Origin of the sequence: Phenylobacterium sp. (assembly GCF_030646615.1) — a bacterium.
GTDB lineage: Bacteria > Pseudomonadota > Alphaproteobacteria > Caulobacterales > Caulobacteraceae > Phenylobacterium.
The window spans coordinates 1-13,902 of sequence record NZ_JAUSLG010000074.1 but is presented as its reverse complement, the minus strand read 5'-3'; the positions used below and the strand labels follow the sequence as shown (position 1 = coordinate 13,902).

Genomic DNA, 13,902 nt, shown 5'->3' with positions numbered 1-13,902 from the left:
CCCCCGCCCCCTCAACGACAGGGCCGAGCAACCCCTCAGTGTGTGACAGCGGTTTTCATTCAAACTTCACGGAGCCGTCACGTTCGCGGCCGATTTCGACGCCTAAGGGACCCTCTGCTGTAAAGGTCGACGTATTCCACAGTCTGATTGTCGACACTTCTCGAGATTTATAATATTTGCGCCTCCACCATAGGAACGTCCGCCGATCGAACGCCTTTCGTCATCAGTTCGCCCGTTTGACACATGATGAAGGATGATCCATGTTCATGCACAACAAGAGACTTCAGTACACCGTTCGTGTATCTGAACCGAACCCGGTGCTAGCGAGCCTGTTGCTCGAACAGTTTGGCGGACCGGATGGCGAACTCGCTGCCGCGATGAGGTACTTTACTCAAGGACTCGCCGAGGAAGACCCGGGCCGAAAGGACCTTCTGCTTGATATCGCCACGGAAGAGTTGAGCCACCTGGAAGTTATCGGCAGCATCGTCGCCATGCTCAACAAGGGCGCCAAAGGTCAGCTGGCCGAGGCCGCCCTGTCTGAGGCCGATCTCTACATGTCGCTGACCCGGGGCGGCGACAGTCATACCCAGGCCCTTCTCTATGGCGGCGGTCCGGCCCTGACCAACTCCTCAGGCGTGCCGTGGACGGCGGCCTATGTGGACAGCCGCGGCGAACCCACAGCCGATCTGCGATCCAACATCGCCGCCGAGAGCCGGGCCAAGGTCATCTATGAGCGGCTGATCAACATCACGGACGATCCGGGCATCAAGGACGCCCTGGGCTTCCTGATGACCCGCGAGGTCGCCCACCAGAAGTCGTTCGAAAAGGCGCTCTACGCCATCGAGCCCAACTTCCCGACGGGTAAGCTGCCGGCCGACCCCAAGTTCGCCGACGTCTATTACAACATGTCCCAGGGGGACGGCGACGCCACGGGTCCGTGGAACACCGGCGACAACTGGCAGGTGGTCAGCGAGCGGGAAGACCAGGCCGCGGTCGATGGCGGCGATGGTCTGGCCTCGGTCAAACTGCCGGCCAAGGACACCAAGGTGTTGGCCAACCTGGCCAAGCGGACCGAGTCCGCGCCCGAGGGCGACCCCATCACCGGCGCTGACCTGGGCGCTGGCCCCGGCGCCGGCTCCACCACGCCGGTCGCCAAGTGACCAGGGGGCGAAGGTCATGAACCGCGTGCTGCTGAAGACGATCACCTACGGTCTGATGCACCTCACCGTCGCCGTGGCCGTGGCCTTCGCCCTCACCCGGGACTGGCGGGTGGCGCTCGCCGTGGGAATCGTCGAGCCCATCGTCCAGACCTTCGCCTTCGCCATCCACGAGCGCTTGTGGTCGCGGGGCGACGCCGGGGCGGTGGTGCCGATCTGTGGGCACGCCCATGGCTCGTGCGCCACGGCGGAGCGCGCCAGTTCGTCCCGCCCCCAGGTGGACCCGGCGCCGCGCCTCGCCTAGCGCTTAGTCGTCGCCGCCCGCCTTGCGGTAGGCTGCGAGGGCCTTGGCGACGCCGGCCGCAGCCGCCTTGTGGGTCCTGACGAACTCGGCCTCGGCCTGGGACATTTCCGTCTTCAACCTCGCCAGTCGCCGCGCGAGCGCGGCTTCCTCGTCCTGGCGTTCGGCTTCGACCCCGCGGAGCCTGGCTTCAGCCGCCGCAAGCTCGCGGCGGTCGGGCTTTGGCCTGGGTTTGGGCGTAGCAGCCTTCGGCGCAGGCCCCGCCTTGGCCGTCGTCTCTGCCTTGCCGCGCGCCTTGGTCTTGCCCGAGGGCGGGGTCTTGCGACGCGCCGGCGCGTCGGGGACATCGGGCAGATGGGCCGCTTCCAGCTGGAACGCATCGGTGGATCCCACGGCCCGCTTCAGGGGAGTCTCCGGATGGGCGCGGGCCGCCTCGATGGCCTGGGGGTCCTCGGCGACCTTCGCATGGCCTGAGGCGAAGAGGTTCTGGCGCAGGCCCCAGGCGCGCAGGGCCGCGGGCCGGCTCGAGGCCGCCACCACCGTATCGTAGAAGCCGATCTGGGCCTGGAAGACCTTGAGCTTGCGTGGCGCGGCCATGGACGTCTCGGCGCCAGGATCAGGCTTTGCGGAGGCGATTGTGCATCGCCGTGGCGGCGATCGCCGCCTCGCCCGTGGCGACCGCGATCTGGTTCAGCCCCAGGACCACATCGCCGGCCACATAGAGCCCGTCCACCGTCGTCATCTGATGGGCGTCGGCCAGCAGCTTGCCGCTGTCGTCCTGCCGGGCGCCCAGGGCGGTGGCGAGGTCGGCTTGAACTGCACAGCCCAGGGCGAGGTAGAGATAATCGAAGCGCTGCTCGGCCCGGCCCTGTGGCGCGAAGACAACCTCGCGATCCTCAAACCGGATATCATCCAGGGCGGCGGGCAGGACATCGGCCAAGCCCGCCCCTTCGTCACCCAGCATCAGGACAGTGACATCCTGGCTGTAGGTGCGCAGAAACTCCGCCTCGCGCAGGGCCAGGGGGCCGTCGCCGACCACGGCCAGACTGGCGTCGATGGCTTCATAGGCGTCGCAGATCGGGCACACCCGCGCCAGGCTCGTGGCCAGGGCGGCGTCGACGCCCGGGATCGCCGGCAAATGATCGACGAGCCCGGTGGCCAGGAGCACGGTGGGGGCCTCCAGACAGTCGCCGCCGATATAGAGCCTGAAGCCGTCGGCAGTTTGCTCAAGCCTGTCGGCCCTGGCGGTCGAAATGACGGCGCCATACTCCTCGGCCTGGTCGCGAAGGCGCTGCAACAGGGCGGTCCCTGAGATGCCCGCGGGGAAGCCCGGGGTGTTGTGGCTTTCGGGAATCCACGCCGCGCGCGAAGTCCCCCCATCCAGCACCAGCACCCGGCGCCGAAACCTCGCGAGATATGTGGCCGCGGTCAGGCCGGCAGGGCCTGCGCCGATGACGATCGCCTCATAGGCCTGGGGAGACTCGGTCAAGGGCGCCTTTCCTGTGCGGTGCGGAACCGCTCGACGCTCTGCAGAGCCTCGAGGAACCGCGTAGGTTTGCTGTCACCAAGCCCAACGCGCGACATGCCCTGTCGGGGGCGCGAGTCCCTGGACGTCCCCATCAGGCCGCCCCGGCCAGCGCCTCGAGGCCCTCAGCGCCGGTCCAGGCCGCCGAAGCCGCCAGGGCGTCGCCGACCAGGATGAGGGCCGGGGCCGCGCCGTCGCGCCCCGCCGCGGCGGCGGCCTGCCGGGCCAGGGTGGTGAGTTTCAGGCTCGCACTGGGCGCGGAGGCGTTTTCCACGATGGCCACGGGGGTCTCGGGCGAGCGCCCGGCGGCGATCAGACGTCGCGCGATCTCAGGCGCTGCGCGAGCCCCCATATAGATGGCCAGCGTCGCCTCGGGATCAGCGGCCGCCGCCCAGTCGATAGTGAGTTCGCCGTCCTGGGTGGTGGCGGTGGCCATCACCACCCGGCGGGCCACGCCCCGATGGGTCAACGGCAGGCCAAACTGAGCCGCCGCCGCACAGGCCGCGGTGACGCCGGGCACGATCTCCGCCGCCAGGCCGTGCTGACGCAGCGCCTGGGCCTCCTCCCCCACCCGGCCGAAAATCGAGGGGTCGCCGCCCTTGAGCCGCACGACCCGCAAGCCCCGCCGGGCCAGGCGGATCATCAGGCGGTTGATGGTCTCCTGCCGCATGGACGGGCGCCCCGCCCGCTTGCCGGTCTGGATCTTGAGGCAGGCCCGCGGCGCCATGGCCAGGATGTCTTCGCCGACCAGGGCGTCATAGAGCAGGGCCTCGGCGCCCTCGATGGCGCGCGCCGCCCGCAGGGTCAGCAGGTCGGCGGCGCCGGGTCCCGCGCCCACAAGCTGGACGGGGAAAAGGGTCTTGGGCTCAGGCGGCATGGCGGGTCTCCGAGGCCGGCAGCATTCGGGTGATTTCGGGACGGCAGGAGCCGCACTGGGTTCCAGCCCCGGTGGCGGCGCCGACGGCGTCCAGGGTGGCAGCCCCCTGGGCGATCGCCGCCTCGATCCGCGGACGGCGCACGCCGCGACAGGCGCAGACCAGGGGTCCGGTCTCGACAGCCGCGCCGGGGGCGAAGCCGATCAGCAGGGCGGCGCGATCGGCCTCGCTCAGTCGGTCCTTGGCGAACAGCGCCGCCAGCCAGTCCCGGGGCGGCAGACGGCCGGTCTCCAGGGTCATGAACAGCACGCTGGACAGCCGGTCGTCCTGGACAAAGGCTTCCCGCAGGCGGCCCCCCTGGGCGTCCTCCAGCAGCAGCGCCTGCCCCTTCGCGCCCCGGTTCAGCGCCCGGCGCAGGGTTTCGCGCTGGTCTTCGTCCCCGCGGCCGGCGAACTCATGAAGTTGGCAGCCGTCCTGGGTGGCCCGCCGCCAGACCAGGTCGAGCCCCGCGGGCGGGGCGACGGCGGCCCGGGACAGAAAGAAGCCCCTCCAGGTTTCCCGATAGGCCTGGATGCGGGCTGGCGTGTGCTTGAATTCCGGCTGGCCGGAGACGGGATCGACCGGGCCTGAGACCAGCGGGTTGGCCATGCCTTGGGGGGCGTAGGCGCTGGTCCAATGCATGGGCATGAAGATGCATCCGGGCCGTTGGGCGTCTGTGATCCTGGCCACCGCGACGGCTTCGCCATGGGCTGTGCGCACCCGGGTCAGCATGCCTTCCGCGATCCCCTGTTCCAGGGCGTCGGTGGGATGGACGTCCAGATAGGGCTCCGGCGCATGGCGACTGAGCGCTGCGGAGAGGCCGGTGCGGGTCAGGGTGTGCCAGTGATCGCGGACCCGACCGGTATTCAGGGCCAGGGGAAAGGCGCCGTCGGTCGCCTCGGCCGGTCCCAGGGCCGGCGTCGGGACCATCCGGGCGCGGCCATCGGCTGTGGGGAACCGGCCATCGGTGAACAGCCGCGCCGTCCCCCCGGCCGGCGTCACGGGCCACTGGACCGGGGCCAGGGCGTCGTAGGCTTCTGGCGTCAGGCCGACGAGTGGGCCGAGATCCAGGACCCGGTCGGTGTTTTCATAGGCGGTCATCCGCGCCCATTCCCGGAACACCTGGGCGCCTGTGCGCCAGCTGAAGGCCTCGTCGTGTCCCATGGCTGTGGCCACATCGGCGATGATCTTCCAGTCGGGGCGCGCCTGGCCCGGCGGCGCCATCACCGCCCGCTGGCGGGAGATGCGGCGCTCCGAATTGGTCACCGTGCCGTCCTTCTCGCCCCAGGCCAGGGCGGGCAGTTTCACATGGGCGAAGGCGGCCGTGTCAGTCTGCGCCATACAGTCGGAGACCACCACGAAGGGGCACCTGGCCAGGGCCGCGCGGACGGTTTCAGCCCGCGGCATGCTGACGGCCGGATTGGTGGCCATGACCCACAGGGCCTTGATCCTCCCATCGCCGACGGCCTCGAACATCTCGACGGCCTTGAGGCCGGGCTTGCGGGCCAGGTTGGGGGCGCTCCAAAACCGCTCGACCCGGGCGCAGTCGGCCTCGGTGAAGTCCATGTGGGCGGCCAGCATATTGGCCAGGCCGCCGGTCTCCCGGCCGCCCATGGCGTTGGGCTGGCCGGTGACGGAGAAGGGGCAGGCGCCAGGCTTGCCGATCCGCCCCGTCGCCAGGTGCGCATTGACGATGGCCAGCCCCTTGGCCACGCCCTGGGCCGACTGGTTGGCCCCCATGGAAAACAGGCTCACCGTCCGCGGCGTGACGGCGAAGAGATCGTAGAAGGCGACCAGGTCCGCCAGGTCCAGGCCACAGTCGGCGGCCACCGCAGCCGGCGACTGGTCATCGCGGGCGAGGCTTTCGACCACCGCGCCATAGCCGCTCACATGGGCGGCCACATAGGCGCGGTCGACGGCCCCGCGCTCCATCAAATTGGCGAGCAGCCCGTTCCAGAGCCGCACATCGGTCTGAGGCGCCAGGGCCAGATGCAGGTCGGCCATCTCGGCGGTGTCGGTGCGGCGGGGGTCGATCACCACATGACGCTGGCCGCGATCTCGGGCCGCCTCCATCCGCCGGAACAGCACCGGATGGGTCCAGGCGGCGTTGTGGCCCGAGAAGACCACGAGGTCGGCGAGGTCCAGATCCTCATAGCAGCCGGGCACGAGGTCGGCGCCGAAGGCGGCCTTGTGCGCGGCCACAGCCGAGGCCATGCAAAGCCTTGAATTGGTGTCGATATTGGCCGAACCGATAAACCCCTTCATGAGCTTGTTGGCGACGTAATAGTCCTCGGTCAGGAGCTGGCCCGACACATAGAAGGCCACCGAGTCCGGGCCGTGCCGGGCGATGATCTCGGAGAACCGCCGCGCCACCAGCCGGGTCGCCTCGGCCCAGGAGGCCTCCCGCCCGCCGATCTCCGGCGACAGCAGCCGTCCCTCCAGCCCGACCGTGTCGGCCAAGGCCGCGCCCTTGGAGCACAGGCGGCCGAGATTGGCCGGATGATCGGCGTCGCCTTGGGCGGCCAGGACGCGGCCCTCGGCGCGGGCCGTGATCCCGCAGCCGACGCCGCAATAGGGACAGGTGGTGCGGGTCTCGACCACGGGCGCTCAGCTCCCGGCCAGGCCGATGAACAGCCGACCGTCACGCACCTGGAGCGGTACGACCGGCGCGCAGCCCTTGCCCGCATCGGCGCCCAGGGACTCGCCGGTGGCCAGGTCGATCACCCGCCCGTGCAGCGGACAGGTCACCGAGGCGCCATGGACGATGCCCTGGCTGAGCGGCCCGCCCTTGTGCGGACAGGCGTCCATCAGGGCGAAGACCTGGCCGTCGCCGGTGCGGAAGATGGCGATCTCCCCCTGCGGCCCCTTCAGGCGCCGGGCGCCGCGGCGAGGGATATCGGTGGCGGCGCCGACATCGATCCAGGTGATCTGGGGATCCTTGACCAGGGCGTTCATGCGCGTTCGAACTCCAGCCGGCGGCTGAGGGGGTTGAACTCATCGGCGTGACGACCGGCGACCCGCTCGGCCCAGGGGTCGGTGCGGGAAAAGCGCTGCGAATAGGCGAAGCGGTCGTAGAGGGCCTTGCGCGCGTGCGGGTCCTCGACCTGGGCGCGGATCGTCTCCAGGCCGACCCGGGCCATCCATTTGTAGATGCGCTCCAGGTACCAGCCCTCCTCGCGATAGAGCTGGGTGATGGCGCAGATGGTCCAGACGGCCTCATCCTCGCTGGCGACCTTGGTCAGCAGTTGGGTTCCCTGGATGTGGAGCCCGGCCGCGCCGCCGATGTGGATCTCGAAGCCGGAGTCGACACAGACCACGCCGATGTCCTTGCAGGTGGCTTCGGCGCAGTTGCGCGGGCAACCCGACACCGCCAGCTTGACCTTGGCCGGGGCCCAGGACCCCCACATGAACTTTTCCAGGCGCACGCCAAGGCCCGTGGAATCCTGGGTCCCGAAGCGGCACCAGTCCGTGCCGACGCAGGTCTTCACCGTCCGAAGACCCTTGGCGTAGGCGTGGCCAGAGACCATGCCGGCCGCGTTCAGATCCGCCCAGACCGCCGGCAGGTCGTCCTTCTTGACACCCAGCAGGTCGATGCGCTGACCGCCGGTGACCTTGACCGCCGGGATGGCGAACTTGTCGGCCACATCGGCGATGACCCGCAGTTCCTGGGGTGAGGTCATGCCGCCCCACATCCGCGGCACCACCGAATAGGTGCCATCCTTCTGGATGTTGGCGTGGACCCGCTCATTGACGAAGCGCGACTGCTTGTCGTCCTGATAGTCGCCCGGCCAGGCGCAGATCAGGTAGTAGTTGAGCGCCGGACGGCAGCTGGCGCAGCCCTCGGGCGTCGTCCATTCCAGGGCCTGCATGACCGCCGGGATCGACTTCAGACCCTCGGAGACGATGCGCCTGCGCACCACTTCATGGCCGTGATGGGTGCAGCCGCAGACGGGCTTGGGTCCGGTCTGGGCCTGGAAGGCGTCGCCCAGGGTCACCGCCAGCAGCTTCTCCACCAACGGCGTGCACGACCCGCAGGAGGCCGAGGCCTTGGTGTGGGCGCGGACGTCCTCGAGCGTGGTCAGGCCGAGATCAGCAATGGCGGTGGTGATGGCGCCCTTGCACACGCCGTTGCAGCCGCAGATCTCCTGGGAGTCCGCCATGGCCGCAACGGCGCTCTTAGGGTCCACGCCGCGGAGCGCCTCCGTCACCGCCTGACCGAAGATGAGGGTTTCGCGCAGCTCACTGACATCGGCCTGCGACTTCATCAGGTCGAAGTACCAGCCCCCGTCTGCGACGTCGCCGAACAGGACCGCCCCGGCCACCCGCCCCTGCTCCAGGACCACGCGCTTGTAGACCCCGCGTCCGGCGTCGCGGAACACCACGTCCTCGCAGCCCTCGCCGCCCGAAAAACGCCCGGCGGAGAAGACGTCGACCCCGGACACCTTGAGCCGCGTCTGCAGGACCGAGCCGCCATAGGCGCAATCATCCACCCCGGTCAGCACGTCGGCGAGCGTGCGGCACATCTCCCAGATGGGCGCCACCAGGCCATAGGCGATCCCGCGATGCTCGGCGCATTCGCCGATGGCGAAGACGGCCGGGTCGGAGGTGCGCATCTGGTCGTCCACCACCACGCCGCGCCCGACCTTGAGGCCGCAATTGGCCGCCAGCGCCGTGTTGGGGCGGATGCCCACCGCCATGACCAGCAGGCTGCAGGGGATGATCCGCCCGTCCTTGAGCTGCAGGCCGCTGACCTTGCCGTTCTCGCCCAGGATCGCCTCGGACTGGGCGCCCAGCACGGTCTCCACGCCCCGGTCGGTGAGGGCGCTGCGCAGCAGGAAACCCGCCGACTCATCGAGCTGGCGCTCCATCAGCACGTCCATCAGGTGGATGACCGTGGCCCGCATCCCGCGCCGGGCCAGGCCATAGGCGGCCTCCAGGCCCAGCAGCCCGCCGCCGATCACCACGGCCTCACCGCCGGCATCGGCGGCGGCCACCATGGCCTCAACGTCGTCCAGATCCCGGAAGGTGACGACGCCGGCCAAGTCCGCGCCGGGCAGCGGCAGCCGCACGGGATCAGAGCCCGTGGCGAGGATCAGCCGGTCATAGGCCGCCTGCGTCCCGTCGCTCGCCCGAACCAGCCTGGCCTGCCGGTCGATCTCGGTGACGGCGCAGCCTGCGTGCAGGGTGATGGCGTGGTCCCCGTACCAGGCCTCGTCATTGAGGACGATGTCGGCGAAGGCCTTTTCGCCAGCCAGGACGGGCGAGAGCATGATGCGGTCATAGTTCACCCGGGGCTCGGTCCCGAAGATGGTGATCTCGTAGAGGTCGGGGTCGCGCTTGAGCACTTCCTCCACCGCGCGGCAGCCGGCCATGCCGTTGCCGATGACGACAAGACGTTGCTTGGTCATGGGGATCTCCTGCCGACCTAAAGACGGATGGGGACGGATGAGGGGCCGGCCAGGTCGCGCCAGGTCCGGCGCCATTGGCCCTTGACCAGGTTGAGGGCCAGGCAGGCCATCAGCGCCATGATGGCGAAGCCGAACAGCCCGGCCTGATAGGAGCCCGTGGTCTGCTTGGCCCAGCCGAGGCTGGCGGCCAGATAGAAGCCGCCCACCCCGCCGGTCATGCCGACCAGACCGGTGACCACGCCGATCTCGTTGCGGAACCGCTGCGGGGCCAGTTGGAAGACCGCGCCATTGCCAGCGCCCAGGGCCATCATGGCGAACATGATCACGCCCAGGGCCAGATAGGGGTTGGCCATGTGGAAGCTGGCGACGGCCAGGCCGACGGCGGCCATGAGATAGACCACCGTCAGGGTCCGCACCCCGCCGTAGCGGTCGGCGAGGCCCCCGCCCACGGGGCGGGCGAAGGAGCCGGCGAAGACGCAGGCGGCGGTAAAGAAGCCGGCGATCACCGGGCTCAGGCCGTATTCGCTGTTGAAATAGATGGTGAGCGAGGAGGACAGGCCGACGAAGCCGCCGAAGGTGACGCTGTAGAGCAGCATCAACCACCAGGCGTCGGGCGTCTTCAGCACCGCCATGTATTCGGTCAGGGACTTGGGCGGCGGCTGCTCAGGAGCGTCCTTGGCGAAGACCACATAGACGACGAAGGCGATGGCCAGGGGAATGGTGGCCAGGCCCAGCACATTCATCCAGCCGAAGTGCTGGGCCAGCAGGGGCGCAAACAGGGCGGCCAGGGCGGTGCCGGAATTGCCCGCGCCGGCGATGCCTAGGGCCAGGCCCTGATGCTCCGGGGGATACCAGCGGGAGGCCAGCGGCAGGGCCACGGCGAACGAGGCGCCGGCCACCCCCAGCAGGACGCCGACCATCAGCACCTGGCTGTAATTGTGCAGGCCCACGAACCAGGCGACGCCAAGCCCCGCCATGACGATGAGCTGACCGATCATGCCGGTCTTCTTCGGGCCGATGTGGTCCACCAGGACCCCGGCCACTACCCGCAGCAGCGCCCCGGCCAGAACCGGAACCGCGACCATGAAGCCCTTTTGCGCCGCATCGAGGTCGAAGCTCTCGGCGATGGCGACGCCCAGGGGACCCAGCAGCACCCAGACCATGAAGCTGAGGTCGAAATACAGAAAGGCCGAGAACAGAGTCGGGGCGTGCCCCGCCTTAAGGAAGGATCGGCTGATCATGGGAAGACCCGTTCAAGAGGACATGAGTGGCGGCGTCGCCGTGCGGAGGCGGCTCGTCATCGAGCCTGTTCCGAAGAAGCCGCGAACGCCGTTGTCCTGGGCCTGAGACCATGAGGCGCGAGCCGGCCGGTCCCGTCACGCCTGGGATGCAGGCGTCAGCTCAGATGGCCTGCATCGCGCGAAAATATGGCGCCTGCGAACAGGGCCTGTCGAAGTCTTGGGCGATCAGCCGCGCTGAGCGGCCAGATAGAGGTCTGGACGCCAGACGCGCTCGGCGACCTTGTCAACGTCCACCGCGCCGACCTGCCCCCATCGGACCATCTGCTCCAGCAGCCAGCCCGCCTGCTCGCGGCGGGGCGGATTGAGGGCGGCCCCGGCGAAGGCGATCTCGGCCAGGCCCGACGCGATCGCGTCTGGCGCCGCGTCGAGGAATTGCGGCCGGGCCAGGAGTTCCGCCAGCTCAGCCTGATTGTGCGGGTCGGCGGCCCAGGCGCCCGCCGCCGCCAGGGCGCGGATCAGGGACAGCAGGATGGCCGGGTTGGCGGCGGCCCAGAACTCAGTCACCCCCAGCACCTTGTCCGGCGCCTCGGGCCAGACATCGGTCACCCGCGCGACGGTGTGGCCGACGCCGGCGGCCTCGGCCACCGCATTCCATGGGGCGCCGGCGCAGAAGCCCTCGATCACACCCTCGCCCAACAGGGCGGCGGTGCGCGGCGGTGGGACCACCGTCAGGCGGACATCGACGTCCGGGTTCAGGCCCAGGCCCGCCAGCCAATGGCGCAGCAGGTAGTTGTGGATCGAAAACGGATAGACCGCCGCCAGGGTCAGTGGACTGGCCCCCTCCTCCTGGCGCCGGCGAACGAGATGAGTCAGGCGGGCCCCAGCGTCCCCGTCCCCGGTCAGACGGGTGGACAGGGTCACCGCCGCGCCGCCGCGGTTCAGAGCGATGGGGGCGATCATCGCCTTGGGCTCGCTGCCGATTCCCAGGCTGGCGGCCAGGACCATGGGCGCCAGCATGTGGGCGCCGTCCAGAGCGCCGGCGGCCACCTTGTCGCGGATGGTGGCCCAGGAGCCCTCGCGACTGAGGCTGACCGACAGGCCCTCGGCGGCGAAATAGCCCTTCTCCTGCGCCACGATCAGGGGGGCTGAGTCCACCAGGGGAATGAACCCCAACTGCAACGGACCAGATGTGCTCACGTGGGATCTCCGCCCTTCAGCACGCCGGCGAAGGCCAGCAGGTCGGCCGCCACGGCCCCCAGCGGTCGGCCTGTGTCCATGGAGAGTTTGCGCAGCAGCCGGTAGGCGGCCTCCTCGTCCAGGCTCCGCTCCTTCATCAGCAGGGCCTTGGCCCGCTCGACGGTCTTGCGGGAGGCGAGATCGGCCTTGGCCTTGGCCAGGTCCGCGCGCAGCTGATGCATCAGGTGAAAGCGGCTCATGGCTACCTCCAGCACCGGGCGCACCCGGGCGGCGGAAAGGCCGTCGACCACATAGGCGGCCACGCCGGCGCGCACCGCCTCCTCCGCCAGCCCGGGCTCGGACCGATCGACGAACATCACCACCGGGCGGGGGTTGGTCGCGCTGGCCTCGCGCAGGCTTTCCAGGGTGTCCCGGTCCGGACTTTCGGAGGCGACCACGACAACGTCCGGCCGGAAGGCCGTGGCGTCGGCCTCATCGAACACGGCTGTGACCCGGACTTCGAGGGGATCTATCCCGATGAGGCCTTCGGCCACCAGGGCGGCGCGGGCCGGGTCCGGATCGATGATGAGGACGCGCATGTCGCCTGACTAGGCGACCTCGCAGGCCGACGAAAGAAGCTTCGCCAGTCCCTGCGCCCGCTGCCCCCGCAGAAAGCTCATGAATTAGGCATCTCCCAGAGGCGAACCGGGGGAATTCACGCCGCCTGAGACAGCTTCGGGACTGGGCGAGCCTGCCACCGTCGAGGAAAATTTTCGCATATGTCGGATCGCGCGACACAAGCGCGTCCTATGCTCGCCCGGCGCCGCATCGGCCGGCATGCAAAGCCCAGGAGCTAGACCATGACCTATATCGACGGCTTCGTGATCGCGGTCCCCACCGCCAATCGCCAGAGGTTCATCGACCACGCCAACACCGGCAACAGCGTCTTCATGGAGCTGGGCGCCCTGCGCATCCTGGAATGCTGGGGCGACGAGGTGCCCGAGGGCAAGCAGACCGACTTCCGCCGGGCGGTCCAGGCCACCGCGGACGAGACCGTGGTGTTTTCCTGGATCGAATGGCCCGACAAGGCCACCCGCGACACCGCCATGGCGCGCATGGAAGAACTGATGAAGACCGATCCGCGGATGAGCCCGGAGCACAATCCCATGCCCTTCGACGGGGCGCGGATGATCTATGGCGGCTTCACCCCGGTGGTGACCCTCGAGGCGCCGCAGGCGGACAGCCAGGGCGACTTCATCTGGTACGAGCTGCTCACCACAGACGCCGACGCGGCCCAGGCCTTTTACGGCAAGATCCTGCCCTGGGCCTTCAACGATTCCGGGCAGGCCGACATGGACTACCGCATCGTTCGCGCGCCGGAGCACGACGTCGCTGGTCTGATGGCCATCACCCCGGAGATGGCCGAGCACGGCGCTCGCCCCGTCTGGCTCTCCTATCTGGCGGTGGACGATGTGGACCAGTCCGTCGCGGCGATTGAGCAGAAGGGCGGCGCCGTGCAGATGCCCGCCATGGATGTCCCGATGGTCGGCCGCATGGCCATGGTCGCCGACCCGCAGGGCGCGCCGCTCTACATCATGAAGCCGTCCGGCGGCGGCAAGAGCATGGCCTTCGCCTACGACCGGCCCCGGCTCGGCCACGCCGCCTGGAACGAACTCCACACATCCGACCAGGCGGGCGCGTGGGCCTTCTATGGCGACCTGTTCAGCTGGAGCCACGATGGCGACATGGATATGGGGCCCATGGGCCAGTACCAGTTCATCCGCCGCGGCGGGATGGTCGGGGCCATGATGAAGGCCGATCCCGCCATGGGTCCGCCCCACTGGAACACCTATTTCCGGGTCGCCGACATCGCCGCCGCCAAGCGCGCGGTGGAAGCCGCCGGCGGCCAGGTGGTGCAAGGCCCCGATGAAATCCCTGGCGGCGACTTCTCCATGAACTGCATCGATCCCCAGGGCGCGGCCTTCGGCCTGGTGGGCGGCCGGCCAAGCTAGGCTCGAGCGGGAGCGCGGCGCGGTCTTCCGCCTGCGCTGCGCCCCGTCGATCAGGCGTCGTAGCCCGGCGATTCGCGGTCGAGCCGGCGCAGGCAGCCTGGCCAGGCGAGCTTGCCGCCGATGCCGCGGGCGACCTGCGATCGGACCTCGGCCTGCGAGGCCTCGGGG

At 69.4% G+C, this 13,902-nt stretch carries 11 protein-coding genes and 1 pseudogene; 3 read left to right on the top strand and 9 right to left on the bottom strand.

From position 1 onward, the window contains the following. Positions 1 to 260 precede the first annotated feature (260 nt). Together Q7S93_RS13535 and Q7S93_RS13530 are read left to right on the top strand one after the other, a co-directional pair. The gene (locus Q7S93_RS13535; RefSeq protein WP_370652164.1) at positions 261 to 1,160 is read left to right on the top strand and encodes a manganese catalase family protein; all 900 of its coding nucleotides are present in this window, start codon (positions 261 to 263) and stop codon (positions 1,158 to 1,160) included. Between the two features lie 16 nt (positions 1,161 to 1,176). Then, a pseudogene (locus Q7S93_RS13530) lies at positions 1,177 to 1,362 on the top strand (DUF2061 domain-containing protein); the annotation flags it as partial. Between the two features lie 102 nt (positions 1,363 to 1,464). Here Q7S93_RS13530 and Q7S93_RS13525 read toward each other — a convergent pair. The 9 genes from Q7S93_RS13525 to Q7S93_RS13485 all read right to left on the bottom strand — a co-directional run bounded on the left by Q7S93_RS13525 (position 1,465) and on the right by Q7S93_RS13485 (position 12,321). Continuing rightward, a complete protein-coding gene (locus Q7S93_RS13525) occupies positions 1,465 to 2,055 on the bottom strand; it encodes a hypothetical protein (RefSeq protein ID WP_304714428.1) in 591 nt (196 codons plus the stop codon). A 19-nt stretch (positions 2,056 to 2,074) separates the two neighbouring features. Continuing rightward, positions 2,075 to 2,947 (bottom strand): NAD(P)/FAD-dependent oxidoreductase, encoded by an 873-nt coding sequence (locus tag Q7S93_RS13520; RefSeq protein WP_304714427.1) that lies wholly within the window; start codon positions 2,945 to 2,947, stop codon positions 2,075 to 2,077. 130 nt (positions 2,948 to 3,077) lie between these two features. Next, positions 3,078 to 3,860, bottom strand: coding sequence for a uroporphyrinogen-III C-methyltransferase (cobA, locus tag Q7S93_RS13515; RefSeq protein WP_304714426.1), 783 nt, complete (start codon positions 3,858 to 3,860; stop codon positions 3,078 to 3,080). Further along, complete coding sequence (locus tag Q7S93_RS13510) at positions 3,850 to 6,498, bottom strand: nitrate reductase (RefSeq protein ID WP_304714425.1); 2,649 nt, start codon at positions 6,496 to 6,498, stop codon at positions 3,850 to 3,852. The genes cobA and Q7S93_RS13510 overlap by 11 nt, the downstream gene beginning before the upstream one ends. A 6-nt stretch (positions 6,499 to 6,504) precedes the next feature. Then, entirely contained in the window at positions 6,505 to 6,852 is a 348-nt protein-coding gene (nirD, locus tag Q7S93_RS13505) for a nitrite reductase small subunit NirD (protein WP_304714424.1), read from the bottom strand. Then, positions 6,849 to 9,305: a nitrite reductase large subunit NirB gene (gene nirB, locus Q7S93_RS13500; protein ID WP_304714423.1), complete on the bottom strand. Its 2,457-nt coding sequence runs from the start codon at positions 9,303 to 9,305 to the stop codon at positions 6,849 to 6,851. Before nirB ends, nirD begins: the two co-directional genes overlap by 4 nt. 17 nt (positions 9,306 to 9,322) lie before the next feature. Continuing rightward, positions 9,323 to 10,546 carry a nitrate/nitrite transporter gene (locus tag Q7S93_RS13495; protein WP_304714422.1) on the bottom strand — a complete coding sequence of 408 codons (1,224 nt, stop codon included), beginning with the start codon at positions 10,544 to 10,546 and terminating at the stop codon, positions 9,323 to 9,325. A 225-nt stretch (positions 10,547 to 10,771) separates the two neighbouring features. Further along, positions 10,772 to 11,743, bottom strand: coding sequence for a CmpA/NrtA family ABC transporter substrate-binding protein (locus Q7S93_RS13490; RefSeq protein WP_304714421.1), 972 nt, complete (start codon positions 11,741 to 11,743; stop codon positions 10,772 to 10,774). Continuing rightward, positions 11,740 to 12,321, bottom strand: a complete 582-nt coding sequence (locus Q7S93_RS13485) for an ANTAR domain-containing response regulator (protein WP_304714420.1) — start codon at positions 12,319 to 12,321, stop codon at positions 11,740 to 11,742. Before Q7S93_RS13485 ends, Q7S93_RS13490 begins: the two co-directional genes overlap by 4 nt. 261 nt (positions 12,322 to 12,582) lie before the next feature. Here Q7S93_RS13485 and Q7S93_RS13480 point away from each other — a divergent pair, with 261 nt between their 5' ends. Next, on the top strand, positions 12,583 to 13,734 hold the full coding sequence (locus Q7S93_RS13480) for a DUF1428 family protein (protein WP_304714419.1): 1,152 nt from the start codon (positions 12,583 to 12,585) through the stop codon (positions 13,732 to 13,734). Positions 13,735 to 13,902 lie beyond the last annotated feature (168 nt).